Origin of the sequence: Salinibacterium sp. ZJ450, from assembly GCF_011751885.2 — a bacterium.
Classification (GTDB): domain Bacteria; phylum Actinomycetota; class Actinomycetes; order Actinomycetales; family Microbacteriaceae; genus Ruicaihuangia.
In genome coordinates this window covers 2,922,306-2,938,148 of record NZ_CP061771.1, presented here as the reverse complement: position 1 = coordinate 2,938,148, position 15,843 = coordinate 2,922,306, and the positions used below count along the sequence as shown (strand labels likewise).

Sequence of the window (15,843 nt, the reverse complement as noted above, 5' to 3'; positions counted from 1 at the left end):
ACTAATTCGAATATTAGCACTCGGGTCAGGTGACTGCTAAGTCGCAGAAGCTCAGAATTTGCTGAAATTTGGGCCGCTCAGTACCCGGAAAACAGGTCGGTGCGGATGCGCTGCACCCGGGCCGCCCGGAGTGTGGCACGCACGCCGTTGACGAAGTTCGGAGACCCGGAGACGTAGGCGGTCCGCTCCGCGGCATCCGGAACCGCCGCCAGCAAGCGCTCGGCGGTGAGATGACCGGAATCGAGGTATTCCCAGCCGTCCGGCAGCGCCGGGAACGTCTCGGGCGCGACCACCAGCACGCGGGCACCGGATGCCGCCAGCCTTGGCGCGAAAGCCAACTCATCGGGCGAGGACACCGAGTAGACCAGCACCGCGTCGCGCCCGCTGCTGCCGGCCAGCTGGCCGACGAACGGGGTGATGCCGATGCCGCCGGCCAGTAGCAGCAGCTTCGTCGACGGGTCGTGCGGCAGTACGAAGTCGCCGCCGATCGAGGTGGCCCGCACCGTCTGGCCCGGCACCAGATCGAGCAGCGCCAGCTTGAAGCTGCTCGACGGCTGCGAGAAGCGAACCCCAATGGTCAGCCGATCCGGCGTCGCCGAGGTGATGCTGAACGGGCGCCGGGAGCCGCGCAGATCGGCACGGTGCGGCAGGGTGAGCTCGACGTACTGCCCGGGCAGGAACCGCGCGGGCCGACCGGGTGCGAACGAGAACTCCCACGCGGTGGGGGTGAGCTGCTGGCGGCCGAGGTATTCCAGCGGCAGCCCGCGGCGCTGCCCGAACCCGAAGGCGATCAGGTTGCCGATCACGAGGGCGAGCTCCGGGGTGGAATACATCGACCCGATCTGGAACGGAATGCTGAACAGCAGGGCGGTGACCACCGCCACCAGCAGTTGCTGCCAGCGGCGCGGCGGCAGGGTGAGCGGCTCGCTCAGCATGAACCCGGCGAGGAACACCACCGGGAACGAGGTGAACGCGCTGCCGATCGCGCTGACAGGGTCGAGACCGAAGGCCACCAACCGGATGACGATGACCGCCACGGCCACCACCACGAAGACGACGCCGACCGTGACCTTGCGAGTACGCCACAGAATGAGGAACGCGCCGATCGCCGTCACCGGCAGCAGCCACGGCGTCGCCACCCACCAGACGCTCGCGTTCAGCTCGGTCAGCGTTACCACCAGGGCGCCGATCGCAGCCGGATTCACGATGTGCCGTCCACGCCAGGCCAGCACGAACTTCGAGGCGCTGGCGATCACGCCGGCGAGGGCGAGGGAGCCCAGCTGGTCGGGCGAGGTGGACGGGAAGAACAGGAAGAACAACAGCAGGGCGGTGATCGCCGAGGACAGCAGGTGCGCGCGGGCGCGGAACAGCCGGGCGAACAGCCAGCCGGATGCCACCGTCGCGGCGAGCGACACGACGACACTGGTGAGCAGCGAGACGGGCTCGAAGCCGAGCTGGCCGGTCAGCGCCAGCAGCATCGCCGCGAGCACCAGCACCGTGAGCGCCGCGGTAATCAGCACGTACATGCTCACCCGGCCCAGCTGCCGGTCAAGCCACGCCACCAGCCCGGTACCGTTCACGCGAACACCTCTCCTGTCAGGTTCTGCGACCACTCCACATGCCCGTCAGAGAACATCCGAACGTGCTCGAACTCGAACGAGCGCAACCGGTCGGCGTCTCGGAAGAATAACGCCGTGGCCACGCCGTCGGCGACCAACGCGCTGTCGGCAATGGCCCAGGTGGCGATCACCCGCCGGGTCGGCAACCCGGTGGTGGCATCCAGCACGTGGTGCAGCCCATCGCCCCAGGCACGCCGGTTGCTGGCCGACGCGCAGATCGCCCGGCCGCTGAGCGTCACCACGCCGATCGCCTTGCTCGGATCCAGCGGATGCTCGAGCGCGACGCGAATCGAGTCTGAACCGGTGTGCCGGATGTCGCCGCCCGCGTCGACCAGATGTTCGGGTATCCCGGCCGCCGTGAGCAGCCGCCCGACGATGTCGACCAGGTAGCCCTTCCCGGCGGCGCCGATGTCCACGCTGACCGGGCGCACCGTAGTGAGGTGCGTGCCGTCCCAGGCGATGGCGTCTTCCCAGCGCGGGGCGGGCACCGGCGGCCCCGACGGGCGGAGGCTGTAGTCGCGGTCGTAGCCGAGGGTCTCCAGGGAACGACCGATCAGCGGCGACACCGCGCCATCCGTCGCCTCGTACAGATCGCGGTAGAGCTCGAGCAGCGGCGTGGCGTCATCCGGCAACTGCCAGCGCCCGGGCGTCTGGGCCATCCGGGCCACCAGGGAGTCGGTGCGGAACCGGGACCAGTCGCGGTCGAAGCGGTCGATGCGATCGTGCAGCGCGGTGATGACGGCCGGCGGCAGCGGATCGGGGGTGTCGATCTGCCACCGGGTGCCGATGGCCTCGAAGCTGAGGCTACCCGCGGGCATCGGCCTTGATCTGCTCGATGGCGTCGTTGAAGCCGCCACTGGTGAGGCTCGAACCGGACACCTTGGTCACCGACAGCTCATCGAGGTTCTTGCCGACCACGTGATCGGCGATGCCCTGCACGAACCGGCCCTGGAACTGCTCGGTGTTCGGGTTCGTCGGGTGCGAGGTCACCGCCACGTCGGCAACGACGCCGCCCTCGAGGGTCACCGACACATCGATCGTCTCGGTGCCGTTCGGTGACACGTACGAGCCGGTGGCCGAATACTCGCCGTCGGCGTAGTCGTTCTGGGGGGCCGGATCTTCGGCCATCGCGCTGCCGTCTGCTGCGCATCCCGTGAGGGCGCCGACGAGGCCGACTCCGGCGAGAGCGGTGATCAGGGTACGCGAGGGTCGCATGCAGGGTTCCTTCCGACGGGGTTCCGTGAGTAAAGCTTCACAGCGCTTCCTTGGAGAACCCTATGCGGGGGAGAGCAGTACGCCGTTCGCCCAGACCTGCTGCACCTGCCAGCTCGCATCCAGCAGCACCGCGTCGGCGGCGTAGCCGGGGGCGAGGATGCCGAACCGGTCGTCGACCCCGATCGCGCGGGCTGGTGTGCGGGTGAGCGCCTCGACCGCGGCGCGGGGGTCGACGCCCACCCGGTTGACGGCGGTGCGCAGCGCGGCGTCCTGGGTGAGGGTCGAGCCCGCCATGGTGTCGGTGCCGGAGAGCACGGCGAGGCCGTCGCGAACCGTCACGTTGAGCGATCCCAGCCGGTAGTGCCCGTCTTCAGCGCCGGCGGCGGCCATCGCGTCGGTGACCAGGGCCACCCGGCCCGCCGCCGACAGGAACGCCAGGGACGCGACATCCGGATGCACATGCAGTCCATCGAGGATCAGCTCGATGATCACCCGGTCGTCCTCGAACGCGGCGACCACCGGCCCCGGCGACCGGTGGTGGATGCCGGGCATGGCGTTGAAGGCGTGGGTGAGCATGCGGGCGCCATGATCGAACGCCGCGCGGGCCTCGGCCGCGGTGGCTTCGGTGTGCCCGATCGCGACCGTGATGCCCGCCTCGACGAACAGGTCGATCACGTCGAGTGCGCCGGGAAGTTCCGGGGCGACGGTGGTTTGCCGGATGCTGCCGTCGCCGGCGGCGATCAACTCCCGGGTCACCTCCACGCTGGGGCTCAGCAGGAAGTGCGGGTTGTGCGCGCCGCGCCGCGACGGGGTGAGGAACGGACCCTCCAGATGCGCGCCGAGCACCAGGGGGTCGGCGGCGGCGATCTCGGTGATGGTGCGGAGGCTGGTCTCCACCGCGGGCAGCGGGTTGGCGACCAGGCTGATCAGCGAGCGGGTGGTGCCGCGGATGCGGTGGGCGGCCAGGGCGGCGCGGATCTCGTCCGGGCCGTTGTCGAAGCCATGCCCTCCGCCGCCGTGCCCATGCAGGTCGATGAACCCCGGTACCAGCCACAGCCCGGCGGCGTCGATGCGTTCGGTCGCGGGTGGTGGGGTGCCCTGACCGGTGGCGGCGATCGTGTCACCGTCGAAGAGAAGCCAGAAGTCCTCGGCCTCGCCCTCGGCATCGAGTTTGCGGGCTCCGCTGATCAGGGTGCTCATGGCGTCAGCTTAAGCCCGCTCCCGCGCGCCACTGGAGCGCCCGGCCGCCGCGCCGCTACTTGAAAATGATGGTGCGGGCGCCATCCAGCAGCACCCGGTCTTCGGCGAACCACTTGACCGCCTGGGTGAGGGTGCGCGACTCCTCGTCCTGGCCGATCGCCATCAGCTGCGACGGGGTGCGCGAGTGGTCGACCCGCACCACGTTCTGCTCGATGATCGGCCCCTCGTCGAGGTCGCTGGTCACGAAGTGCGCGGTGGCCCCGATGAGCTTCACCCCACGGGCGTGCGCCTGCCGGTACGGGCTCGCCCCCTTGAACCCTGGCAGGAAGGAGTGGTGGATGTTGATCGCCTTGCCCTCGAGGGCCGCGCACAGTTCGGGGGAGAGGATCTGCATGTACCGGGCCAGCACCACCAGTTCGATGTCGTTCTCGGTCACCACTTCGAGCACCCTCTGCTCGAAGGCGGCCTTCTGCTCCGTACCCTTCACCGGCGCCGACTCGAACGGCACCCCGTAGAAGGAGGCCAGCTCCTGCAGATCGGGGTGGTTGCTCATCACCAGCGGGATGTCGACGGCCAGCTGCCCGGCGCGCTGCCGGAACAGCAGGTCGTTCAGGCAGTGCCCGGCGGTCGACACCAAAACCAGGGTGCGCAGCGGGCGGCCCACCACGTCGAGCTTCCAGGTCATGTCGTAGCGTTCGGTCACCGGCACGAGCGCCGCCTCGAACTCGCCACGGCTCGCCGCCGACTCGACCTGCAGTCGCATGAAGAAGCGGCCGGTGTCGTCGCTCGAGAACTGCTGCGACTCGGTGATGTTGCCGCGGGCCTCAACGACGGCGCCACTGATGGCATGCACGATTCCGGGCCGGTCATCGCAGACGAGAGTGAGGATCCAGTGGGAGTGGGAAGCGTCGGTCACGGCTCAAGCGTATTGGCAGCCGACGGGTCGCCGTGCCGCGGGTGGGCGGCGGCGCGGCGGGCGATCAGCCAGACGCCGAACGCGGATGCCGCGAACACCGCGGCCAGCACGGCCCAGCCCCACGGCCCGTTGCTGACCGCGACGATGAGCGCGAATGGCGCGATCAGCGAGCTGACCGAGAACGCCATCGTGAACACGCCCTGGTACGCGCCGGCCCGGCGGACATCCGCCAGCTCAAAGCTGAGCCCCCAGCTGCCCGCGGTCGACAGCACCTCGGCGAAGGAGTGCCCGATCATCGCGACCACCAGCAGCGCGATGGCGAACGCGACCGGTCCCGCGCCGGAGAGCGCGTAGGCGCCGCAGGCGGCGACCATCAGCGCGCCGGCGATGGCCATCGCGCGGCCGGCCTTGCGCACGTCGTGCGTGCCACGACTGAGCGGAATCTGGAACGCGATCACGATCACCGTGTTCAGTATCAGCAGCGCGGCCACCAGCGCGGCCGGCGCGTCGGTGCTGCCGACGATCCAGAGCGGCAGGCCGATGTCGGCCAGGCCGAACTGCAGGCCGAACAGCGCCGACAGCGCGGTGAGCGCCAGGTAGCGGCGGTCTCGGTATGGCGAGACGCCGGTGGATGCGGCATCCGCTCGCTCACTGGATGGCTCGATTTTCGGCGCGTCCACCCGCTCCGGCAGCCGCAGCAACGGCAGCGACCCGAGCGCCGCGGTCAGCCCGGCGAGCGCGAGGGTGATCCGGAACGCGGCATCCGTGCCGATCAGCAGCGGCACCGCGGCGATAGCCGAGCCGACCGCGATGGAGATGTTCGTGGCGGTGTGCATCGCGGCCCGGCCGCCGACCCTGGCCCTACCGACCAGGCCGCGGGCGATGACCGCCGAGCGGGTGGCGGAGCCGGCCTGGCTGGCCGCGGTGACCAGGCACGCCACCAGCAGCACCGAGACGAAGTCGGAGGTGAACGCGTACGCGCCGAGGGCGAGCCCCTCCACGATGCCGAAGGCGAGGGTCAGTCGGCGGGCGCTCATCCGGTCGGCGAGATGACCGCCGAGAGCGGATGTCGCGACCCCGACGCCGCCGGAGATGGTGAGCACCAGCGCGATCTGCACCGCGGACAGCCCCAGGATCAGGGTGAAGAACAGCACGGTGACGGCGAGGAACACGCCCCGGCCGAGCTTGGAGATGAACGTCGACGCCAGCAGCGCCCGCAGCACCGGGTCGGATGTCGCGACCGACAGGCGGGCGCGGAATGAGGTCTGCTGTGACTCGAGCGGAAGGGGGATCGAATCCGTATCGGGCGATCCGGAGGGCGCGGCAGTCACCGGTCCAGTATTCCGTACCGGCGATCTCCGAAATTTTTGCCGGTCGGTGCATCCGAATCGCAGGTCAGGCGGGAAGAGGTTGTGTAAGCAAATTCCGCCCGATCCCGGGCACTCTCAGGAGGTAATCATGCGCAAGACCCTCGCGTTCGGCATCGCAGCCGGCGCACTGGTAGCACTCGCAGGCACGTCGCCCGCATTCGCGTCCCACAAGGATGACGCGCAGCTGTCCGTGCTGCACGGAATCCCCGGCGTCACCGTCGACGTCTACGTCGACGGTGCGCTCACGCTCGACAACTTCGAGCCCGGCACCCTCGCCGGACCCCTCGACCTGGAGCGCGGCAGCTACACCGTCGCCATTACCGCTGCGGATGCCGCGGACGACAGCTCCCCGATCATCCCCGCCTTCGACCTGAAGCTGAAGGGAGGCAAGAACTACACGGCGGTCGCCCACCTCACGGAATCCGGTGACCCGACCGCGACCCTGTTCCGGAACAACACCAACCCGGTCAAGGCCGACAATGGCCGGCTCACGGTCCGTCATGTGGCGGCCGCCCCCGCCGTTGACGTGCTGGCCGGAGGGGACGCCGTCATCAGTGACCTGGCCAACCCCGACCAGGCGAAACTGACCGTGCCCGCCGGCACCATCTCGGCGGCCGTCGCGGCAGCCGGCACCACCCAGCCGGTGATCGGACCGGCCGACGTCACGGTTTCCGAGGGCGTGAACAGCATCGTGTACGCCTGGGGCAGCCTCGACGACGGCACGCTCGCGCTCGCGGTGCAGACCATCGACGTGGGAATCAAGGGAGACAAGGGATAGCCATCGGTTACCAGCCGATGCCTCGGCCGGCCGCAGCGGGGTGGACCGTCGCCCCGCTGCGGTCCTGGCCGTGCCTCGACCCCGGTTCGGAAAACGGAAGAAATCAGTAGTCTGATGGAAACGACAGCGGTGATGGCCGAGGCCGAAAGGCACCACAGCGACGTGACCCGATCCGGCGACGCGAGCGGACCCACGGACGACGATGACGACGCCCGTCTCGTTGCGGCGTTCCGCGCGGGGGATGAACGCGCGCTCGCCGAGGCCTACGCCCGGTGGTCGGCCCTCGTCTATACGCTGGCACTGCGCTCGCTTGGCGACGCGACCGACGCCGAGGACGTCACCCAGAAGGTGTTCATCGCCGCCTGGCGTGGCCGGTCTGGCTTCGACCCGTCCCGGTCCAGGCTGCCCGGCTGGCTCGTCGGCATCACCCGACACACGGTGGCCGACACGCATGAGGCCCGCAGCAGGCAGCGCCGGCTGGACGAGGCGTACGCCGTCGAGGTGCCCAGCGCCCAGGACGATGACACCGTGCAGATCGCCGACCGGGTGATGATCGCGGCCGAGCTGGAACAGCTGGAGCCGGTGCCCCAGCGAGTGATGCAGCTGGCGTTCTTCGACGACCTCACCCACGCTCAGATCGCCGATACCCTCGGACTGCCGCTCGGCACCGTGAAGAGCCACATCCGCCGGAGCCTGTTCCGGTTGCGCAGCCGATTGGAGGTGAACGATGGAGCATCTTGACGACGACACGCTTGCGCTGATCGCCATGGCAGAACTCGAACCCGCCGACCACGAGCGGGAGCACCTGGCCGCGTGTCCGACCTGCTCCGAGACGCTCGCCGAACTTCGGCAGACCGCCGTGCTCGGACGCGCCGCACGAACCGTTGAGCTGATCGAACCGGCCGACGCGGTCTGGGCGAATATTCACGCCGACCTCGGCCTGTCGCCGCAGGTGGCCGCGGTGCCGCGGGCGGCTGACTTCGCTTCGAAAACCTCCACTCTCGCGCCGGTCACCCCGATCACGGATCGCCCCGGTCGCCGAGCGTTCGCCTGGTGGCCGATCGCCGCCGCGGCCGCCGTCGTCGGACTGATCGGGGGAGTGGGCGTCGGAATCTGGTGGCAGTCCGGGCAGCAGGACACCGCGGCCGTGGTGGCGGAGGCGCAACTCGACCCGTTCCCCGGCTGGGACGCCTCCGGCATCGCCCGGGTGGAGGAACGGCCCGACGGCAGCCGCGTCGTCGTTGTCGATCTGGAGACCCCCACCGATACGACCGGGCTGCGTGAGGTATGGCTGATCAAACCGGATGCCTCGGGGCTGGTGAGCATCGGATTCCTCGACGGCGCATCCGGCAGTTTCGTGATCCCCGCCGGTATCGACCTCACCCAGTACCCGCTGGTCGATGTCTCCGCCGAACCCGACAACGGTGACCCGGCGCACTCCGGCGATTCCATCGTGCGCGGCGAGCTGCGCGCCAGCTGAGCTGCGCCCCGGGTATGAACTTGCGCCCCGGGAGGGTGGCACCCGTCTGAGGGACATGTCCCGGTTCCCGGGCGTTCACCCGGGCGCCACCGGATGGCCACCGGCATCCCGTTGCCTTGACTCTGTCTACATCAGGCGTCGGAGGGGACCACAACAATGCCGCAGCACGAAACTCGAATGCTTCTTCCCATGGCGGGCCACACCAAGGGCAAGCGCAGCGCGGTGACGTGCGCGCTGAAGTGCGGCAACGCCTGTGCGATGGGTGTCTGCAACCAGAGCGATAACGACTACTTCAAGGACATTGTCGGAGCTGCCCTGTCCCGCCGGTCGGTGCTGCTCGGCGCGGGCGCCGGCGCGCTGGCTCTGACGTTCGCGACATCCGCGACTCCACTCGGCGGCGCAACCGCCGCCCAGGCCGCCATGCGCGGTCTGCAGTTCGCTCCGATCCCGCCGATCGACGCCTCCGTCGACGACTTCGTGGTGCCCGCCGGCTACCAGTGGGGTGCGATCATCCGCTGGGGCGACCCGATCCTGCCCGGCGCCCCCGAGTTCGACATCAACAACCAGACGCCTGAGGCGCAGGCGCTGCAGTACGGCTACAACAACGACTACCTCGACATCATCGAGCTGCAGGGCCGCGGCGGACGCCACGGTCTGCTGATCACCAACCACGAGTACACCAACCCCGGCATCATGTTCCCGCCGGCCGCGAACGAGGCCGAGCGGCTGCAGCAGCTGCGCATCACGATGGCCGCGCACGGCATGGCCATCGTCGAGCTGGAGCGTGAGAAGAAGGGGCGGCCGTGGACTTACCTGCGTTCCTCCGACTACAACCGTCGCGTCACGGCGTCCACTCCGTTCCGTCTCACCGGACCGGCCGCGGGCCACGACCTGATGAAGACGCAGGATGACCCCACCGGTCTGACCGCGCTCGGCACCTTCGGCAACTGCGCCGGCGGCACCACCCCGTGGGGCACCGTGCTCTCCGGCGAGGAGAACTTCAACAACTACTTCCGCTCGCCCGGCACCACGGCGGGCCAGAAGCGCTACGGCCTGTCGACCTCGGCATCCACCTACGGCTGGGAGGCCCTCGAGCCGCGCTTTGACGCGGTGGCCAACCCCGGCTACGTCAACGAGCCGAACCGGTTCGGCTACATCGTGGAGATCGACCCGCTCGACCCCACCTCGACCCCGGTCAAGCACACCGCCATGGGTCGGATGAAGCACGAGGGCGCCAACGTCACCGTCGCCCCCGACGGCCGCGTCGTGGCGTACATGGGCGACGACGAACGCTTCGACTACCTGTACAAGTTCGTCTCGCACAAGAGCTTCCGCAAGGGCAACAGCGAGAAGGCCCGCGCGCACAACAAGACGATCCTCGAAACCGGTGACCTGTTCGTTGCCCGATTCAGCGGCAACTCGCCCGCCGCGGAGATCACCGGCAACGGCGCACTGCCCACCGACGGTGCCTTCGACGGCGGCGGCCAGTGGATCCCGCTCACGCTCAACGGGGCCAGCGCTGTCCCCGGCTTCACCGTCGAGGAAGTGCTCGTGCACACCCGCCTCGCCGCCGACGCCGTCGGCGCCACCAAGATGGACCGCCCGGAAGACGTCGAGCCGCACCCCACCAGCGGCAAGGTGTACGTCGCCTGCACCAACAACACGCAGCGCGGCACCCTCGGCAAGGCCGGCGTCGACGAGGTCAACCCGAAGACGGTCAACCGCGACGGCCACGTGATCGAGATCACCGAGGCCCGGAACGACGCCACCGCGACGAGCTTCGGTTGGAGCATCCTGCTGGTCTGCGGCGACCCCGCCGTCTCCAGCTCGGCATACTTCGCCGGCTTCCCGGTCGACCAGGTGTCGCCGATCTCCTGCCCGGACAACGTCGCCTTCGACAAGGCCGGCAACCTGTGGATCTCCACCGACGGCCAGCCCGGCACGATCGGCTACAACGACGGCCTGTTCCGGGTCGGCCTCGAGGGCGCCAACCGCGGCCGGGTCGACCAGTTCCTCGCCGTGCCGCGTGAGGCGGAGACCTGCGGCCCGATCATCCGCGACGACGAGAACATGGTCTACGTGGCCGTGCAGCACCCGGGCGAGGACGGCAGCTTCGCCAACCAGCACTCCTACTTCCCCGACTACACCGCGGTGAACGGCAACGGCCTGGTGGCCGCCCCGCGTCCGTCGGTCGTGCAGGTCTGGCAGGGCTGATCCGCGGGCTTCGGCCCGCCACCCCTGTATCCTTGACGGGATGTCGCACCACGACGGCATCCCGTCGGGCGGCGTGACGCTCCATCCTGATCGCTGAAGGCAACCGCATGCCTGACCAACCGTCCGAGTCCCGCGCCTTTCCCTGGTTCGGGCTGATCGTGCTCGCCGCCGCCGTGTTCATGTCGGTGACCAACGAGATGCTGCCGACCGGGCTGTTACAGCCGATGAGCCGCGAGCTCGGGGTCAGCGAACCGCAGATCGGCCTGCTGCTCAGCGTCTTCGCGGGCACCGTCGTGCTCAGCTCGATCCCGCTGGCCGGACTCACCAGGCGGCTGCCGCGGCACGGGCTGCTCGTCACGGTGCTGATCGCCCTCGCCGCCAGCAACCTGCTCTCGGCGGTGGCGCCGACCTATGAGCTGCTCGTGGCCGCGCGGGTGTTCGGCGGTCTCACGCACGCGATGTTCTGGATCATCGTCGCCGCCTATGCCGGACACCTCGTGCCGCGCCACCAGTTGGGCCGGGCGGTCGCGATCACGGCCTCCGGTGGGACGCTGGCCTACATCTTCGGGGTGCCGCTCGGCACCATGCTCGGCCAGTGGCTGGGCTGGCGGCTCACCTGGGTGACCCTGGCGGTACTGACCGCGCTCGCCGCGGTGCTGGTGCTGAAGTTCCTGCCGCCGGTTGCGCGGGAGACCGAGACGCACGCAACGAGGGTGCCGCTCCGCCGGGACGCGACCCTGCCCGCCGTGGTGATCGTGTGTCTGGTGACCGGTCTCATCATGACCGGGCACTACGCGTTCTACACGTACATCGCCCCGTTCATCACCGACGTGCTGGCGCTGCCGGAGTCGATGATCGGCGTCATGCTCGGAGTGTTCGGCGCCGGCGGCGCCATCGGCATCGTGCTGGTGGGCACCGTGTTGGGCCGACGCCCGACGGGTGCCGTGATCGGGCTGCTGGTGTCGGTGGGCATCGCCGTGGCCGTGCTTGCGGTCAGTACCGAGTCGCTGCCGATCGCGATCACCGCGTTCGCTGTGTGGGGCATCGCCTTCGGGGCACTGCCGTCGCTGCTGAACACCCGGCTGCTGCAGGTGGCGTCCGCGCGGGCCAGGGACGTGGCATCCGCGTTCTACAACTCCGCCTTCAACCTCGGGATCGGCGGCGGCGCTCTGCTCGGCGCCGTGCTGTTCGACTCGGTGGGCGTCGCCCAGCTGCCCTGGCTGTACATCGGCACGCTGCTGCTGGCGCTCGCGGTGCTCGGCGGCACGGTGTGGTGGCGTCGGTCGCGCGCGGGGCTGCCGGGGTAGGAGCGGTCAGCCCTGCAGGGGCCGGATGGCGGATGCAGGGGGGTAGCAACGCCCTGTCCGGAGCCTTACGCTGACCTCAGTGCGCCCGCTCGGCGCGGGCGCTCCGTGGCGACGAGGTTCGGGAGGCGCACGATGTGCCGTTGGCTGGCTTACACCGGAGAGCCGCTGCGGCCCTCCATCCTCATCCTCGACACCCAGCATTCGGTCGTCGCGATGTCGTTGAACTCCCCGCTCGGGGCGGAGACCGTCAACGGGGACGGTTTCGGGTTCGGCTGGTACCCCGAGGATGCGGGCCCGGGATCGATGCCCGCGACCTTCCGCAGCATCGAGCCTGCTTGGAACGACCAGAACCTGCGCGAGATCAGTCATGCCGTTCGGAGCCCGCTGTTCTTCACGCACGTGCGCGCTGCCGCCGGTCCGCCGATCCAACAGACGAACTGCCATCCGTTCCGATACGAGAACTGGCTGTTCATGCACAACGGCTACATCTCGGAGTTCGGCCTTATCAAGCGCGATCTGACCTACGCGGTCGACCCGTCGCTGTATGCCCACATCCATGGCACGACCGACTCGGAGGTGCTCTTCCACCTCGCGCTCACGCTCGGACTGGCCGACGACCCGATCAAGGCGATGCGAGACGCGATCCGGATGGTCGAGTCTGCGGGGAATAAAGCCGGCAACCAGTTCCCGATGCAGGGGACCATCGCGGTATCTGACGGCGAGACCCTCTGGGCATTCCGCTACTCGTCGCAGGGGAGGTCGCGGAGCCTGTTCCACTCCGCCGACATCCCGACGCTCAGGGGGATGTACCCCGACGCGGAGCGGCTTTCGGCCTTCGGCGAGCACGCGCAGGTCGTCGTATCGGAGCCTCTCAGCGATCTGCCGGGTGTGTTCCTTGAGGTGCCAGAGTCCACGGTCGCGGTCCTTGACCGGGAAGGCTATCGGCACGAGCCGTTTCTGGAGGCCTGAGGCGGGGTGGGGCGGGGTCTCTGGGTGCCGGCGCTCTGGGCAACGGGCGTTCTGGGTGCCGGCGCGCCTGCCAGGGTTCCGCTCCGCATCGCTCGGACGGAGATCGGCGGCTCCGTAGGATGATTTTCCCGGATACCGTCCTTCCGAGCCGCCGAACTCCGTCCGAGATCAGGCCGCGAGGTGCAGACCCTGCGCGATGGCGCCGAGAATCGTCCGCTCCACGTAGTCCCAGTCGAACAGGATCTGCTTGTAGTCGAACCGCAGCACGCTGTAGCCCATCAGTGTCAACCGGCCATCCGCCGCAATGTCGCGGCGACGGGTCGCGGCATCCGAATGAAACTCGTAGCCGTCGATCTGGTAGACGAGGCGTTCCCCGATCAGCCCGTCAACGGGGTGGCCGTCGATCACAACCTGCTGCCGCACGGCGAGCCCGAGCAGTCTCAGGCGCGCCACCGGGATGCTCTCGATGCCCGAGTCGAAGAGCAGCGACGCCCCCAGCCGCACTCGCCGAGCGCTTTCGGTGCGCAGCGGCAGTCGTTCGAGGTACGCCGGAGCGACCAGCTGCTTGCGAATCGCGGACTCCCACACAACGAGGGCATTCTCGAAGGGCTGGCAGTCGGCGAGGTGCACCATCGCGTTCTCGAGCGGCTCCATCAACCGGTACGGGCTGACCTCGATCGGCCCCCGGCTCCAATGCACGACCTGACTGCCGGATGCCACGTGCGCAGCGTTCGGCGACACAGCCACGTGCAACCGGCCATCGTCGAAATGCCACAGATCAAGGCGCTTCGCAACGCTCAGGCACGCCACTCGGCCGCCGATCTTCGCTGCCGCCGCGAGGTCAGGCTGCGCGTGCGGCGTCGCCAGCCAGTATCTCCGGATGCGTCGCAACGCGTTGCCATCGACTGCTTTCTTGATGTCGTACCGGGTGAAACCGGCCCGCAGCGCCTCGTGCACGTGAGCGATTCCGCCCCGGGTGTTGAGCCAGGTTGTGAGATCCATGGGGAGAGTGTTGTCCGCGGCATCCGCTGTCCAGTGAAGGCGCTGGCGGGTGGGGAATCCCGCTGGGTGTTGAGGGGTGGTGCAGCAGCCGCACCAGCCCGCGTGCGCAGCGCCGCTCGGACGGCAAACGGCGGCTCGGGAGGACGTTTTCGCGGATAACGTCCTCCCGAGCCGCCGAACTCCGTCCGACACGTCGGGCCGGAGGCCTCCTGCTAAACTGACCCGGTCGCGACTGGCGTTCAGATGGGCAACCATCGGGGAGCGATAGACACTTCAGTGGCCGCGCGCCTGGGCCCGCACTCGACTAGCCTGCCCGGTAGTTTGGTAGTGCCCTGTGTCTGATCCAAGGAGTTGCCAGTGTCCGACCGTCTTCCCTCCACCTTCAACGATTCGCTCGCGACCGTTGACCCCGAAATCGCCGCGGTTCTCGAGCACGAGCTCGGCCGCCAGCGCGACACCCTCGAGATGATCGCCAGCGAGAACTTCGTTCCCGTCGCCGTGCTCGAGGCGCAGGGTTCCGTGCTCACCAACAAGTACGCGGAGGGCTACCCGGGACGCCGCTACTACGGCGGCTGCGAATTCGTGGATGTCGCGGAAAACCTCGCCATCGAGCGGGCGAAGAGCCTGTTCGGCGCGAACTTCGCCAACGTGCAGCCGCACTCCGGTGCGCAGGCCAACGCTGCCGTGCTGCACGCCATCGCCACCCCCGGCGACCGCATCCTCGGCCTCGAACTCTCCCACGGCGGCCACCTCACCCACGGGATGAGGCTCAACTTCTCGGGCAAGCTGTACGAGGCGCACGCCTACGGTGTGAACCCCGAGACCATGCGCATCGACATGGACACCGTGCGCGAGAAGGCCCTCGAGGCCAAGCCGTCGGTGATTATCGCCGGCTGGTCGGCGTACCCGCGCCAGCTCGACTTCGAGGCGTTCCGCGCCATCGCCGACGAGGTCGGCGCCAAGCTCTGGGTGGACATGGCGCACTTCGCCGGACTGGTCGCCGCCGGCCTGCACCCGTCGCCGGTGCCCTACGCCGACGTGGTCTCCTCCACTGTGCACAAGACCATCGGCGGACCCCGCTCCGGCTTCATTCTCAGCAATGATGCGGATGTCGCGAAGAAGCTGAACTCCGCGGTATTCCCTGGCCAGCAGGGTGGCCCGCTGATGCACGTGATCGCGGCAAAGGCCGTGGCATTCAAGCTCGCCGCCGAGGAAGAGTTCAAGGACCGCCAGGAGCGCACCATCCGCGGCGCCCAGCTGCTCGCCGAGGCGCTCACCACCGACTCCTCCCGTGAGGCCGGCATCGACGTGCTCACCGGAGGCACCGACGTGCACCTCGTGCTCGCCGACCTGCGCAACTCCGCGATCGACGGCAAGCAGGCCGAAGACGTGCTGCACTCGGTCGGCATCACCGTGAACCGCAACTCGGTGCCGTTCGACCCGCGCCCGCCGATGGTCACCTCCGGCGTGCGCATCGGCACCCCGGCGCTCGCCACCCGCGGCTTCGCCGACGAGGAGTTCGCCCAGGTCGCCGAGATCATCGCCAGCGCGCTGAAGCCGAATCCGGATGTCGCGAACCTCCGTGCCCAGGTGAAGACCCTGGCCGACGCGTTCCCGCTTTACCCGGGCCTGTAGGCAGCCGCGCGCACCCACCACCGCTCCAACTCCACACGGAAATTCAGGAATCTGCGTCGACGGGATGCCGCGCAACCCCGTGTTCGCGCGGCAGAGGTCGCGACATCCGACGCAGATTTCTGAATTTCCAGCGCTGCC

Annotated in this window: 14 protein-coding genes and 1 riboswitch; of the genes, 7 read left to right on the top strand and 7 right to left on the bottom strand. The window is 68.9% G+C overall.

Going from position 1 to position 15,843, the window contains the following annotated elements; translation table 11 throughout:
- Positions 1–77 precede the first annotated feature (77 nt).
- From HCT51_RS14265 to HCT51_RS14240, 6 genes are read right to left on the bottom strand one after another with little or no spacing between them, the layout of a single operon-like run.
- On the bottom strand, positions 78–1,580 hold the full coding sequence (locus HCT51_RS14265) for an FAD-dependent oxidoreductase (protein ID WP_166877356.1): 1,503 nt from the start codon (positions 1,578–1,580) through the stop codon (positions 78–80).
- A complete protein-coding gene (locus tag HCT51_RS14260; protein WP_166877359.1) occupies positions 1,577–2,437 on the bottom strand; it encodes an FAD:protein FMN transferase in 861 nt (286 codons plus the stop codon). Before HCT51_RS14260 ends, HCT51_RS14265 begins: the two co-directional genes overlap by 4 nt.
- Positions 2,424–2,834, bottom strand: a complete 411-nt coding sequence (locus HCT51_RS14255) for an FMN-binding protein (RefSeq protein ID WP_166877362.1) — start codon at positions 2,832–2,834, stop codon at positions 2,424–2,426. The genes HCT51_RS14260 and HCT51_RS14255 overlap by 14 nt, the downstream gene beginning before the upstream one ends.
- Positions 2,835–2,894: 60 nt before the next feature.
- On the bottom strand, positions 2,895–4,034 hold the full coding sequence (gene nagA / locus HCT51_RS14250; protein WP_166877364.1) for an N-acetylglucosamine-6-phosphate deacetylase: 1,140 nt from the start codon (positions 4,032–4,034) through the stop codon (positions 2,895–2,897).
- Between the two features lie 55 nt (positions 4,035–4,089).
- Positions 4,090–4,950: a formyltetrahydrofolate deformylase gene (gene purU, locus HCT51_RS14245; protein WP_166877367.1), complete on the bottom strand. Its 861-nt coding sequence runs from the start codon at positions 4,948–4,950 to the stop codon at positions 4,090–4,092.
- Positions 4,947–6,281, bottom strand: a complete 1,335-nt coding sequence (locus tag HCT51_RS14240; protein WP_224760515.1) for an MFS transporter — start codon at positions 6,279–6,281, stop codon at positions 4,947–4,949. Before HCT51_RS14240 ends, purU begins: the two co-directional genes overlap by 4 nt.
- Before the next feature lie 127 nt (positions 6,282–6,408).
- Here HCT51_RS14240 and HCT51_RS14235 point away from each other — a divergent pair, with 127 nt between their 5' ends.
- The 6 genes from HCT51_RS14235 (at position 6,409) to HCT51_RS14210 (ending at position 13,068) form a co-directional block, all read left to right on the top strand.
- On the top strand, positions 6,409–7,098 hold the full coding sequence (locus tag HCT51_RS14235) for a DUF4397 domain-containing protein (protein ID WP_166877370.1): 690 nt from the start codon (positions 6,409–6,411) through the stop codon (positions 7,096–7,098).
- A gap of 114 nt (positions 7,099–7,212) precedes the next feature.
- Complete coding sequence (locus HCT51_RS14230; RefSeq protein ID WP_224760514.1) at positions 7,213–7,839, top strand: RNA polymerase sigma factor; 627 nt, start codon at positions 7,213–7,215, stop codon at positions 7,837–7,839.
- A complete protein-coding gene (locus HCT51_RS14225) occupies positions 7,826–8,578 on the top strand; it encodes an anti-sigma factor (RefSeq protein WP_166877373.1) in 753 nt (250 codons plus the stop codon). The genes HCT51_RS14230 and HCT51_RS14225 overlap by 14 nt, the downstream gene beginning before the upstream one ends.
- A 189-nt stretch (positions 8,579–8,767) precedes the next feature.
- Complete coding sequence (locus HCT51_RS14220; RefSeq protein ID WP_224760513.1) at positions 8,768–10,792, top strand: PhoX family protein; 2,025 nt, start codon at positions 8,768–8,770, stop codon at positions 10,790–10,792.
- Between the two features lie 107 nt (positions 10,793–10,899).
- On the top strand, positions 10,900–12,099 hold the full coding sequence (locus HCT51_RS14215; RefSeq protein ID WP_166877379.1) for an MFS transporter: 1,200 nt from the start codon (positions 10,900–10,902) through the stop codon (positions 12,097–12,099).
- Between the two features lie 132 nt (positions 12,100–12,231).
- Positions 12,232–13,068, top strand: coding sequence for a class II glutamine amidotransferase (locus HCT51_RS14210; protein WP_166877382.1), 837 nt, complete (start codon positions 12,232–12,234; stop codon positions 13,066–13,068).
- A 168-nt stretch (positions 13,069–13,236) separates the two neighbouring features.
- On the opposite strand, the gene HCT51_RS14205 is transcribed toward HCT51_RS14210, so the two are convergent.
- A complete protein-coding gene (locus HCT51_RS14205) occupies positions 13,237–14,070 on the bottom strand; it encodes an endonuclease domain-containing protein (RefSeq protein WP_166877384.1) in 834 nt (277 codons plus the stop codon).
- A 218-nt stretch (positions 14,071–14,288) separates the two neighbouring features.
- Positions 14,289–14,371: riboswitch (ZMP/ZTP riboswitch) on the top strand.
- Between the two features lie 56 nt (positions 14,372–14,427).
- Here HCT51_RS14205 and glyA point away from each other — a divergent pair.
- Positions 14,428–15,705 (top strand): serine hydroxymethyltransferase, encoded by a 1,278-nt coding sequence (gene glyA, locus HCT51_RS14200; protein ID WP_166877389.1) that lies wholly within the window; start codon positions 14,428–14,430, stop codon positions 15,703–15,705.
- The last annotated feature ends 138 nt before the right edge of the window (positions 15,706–15,843 follow it).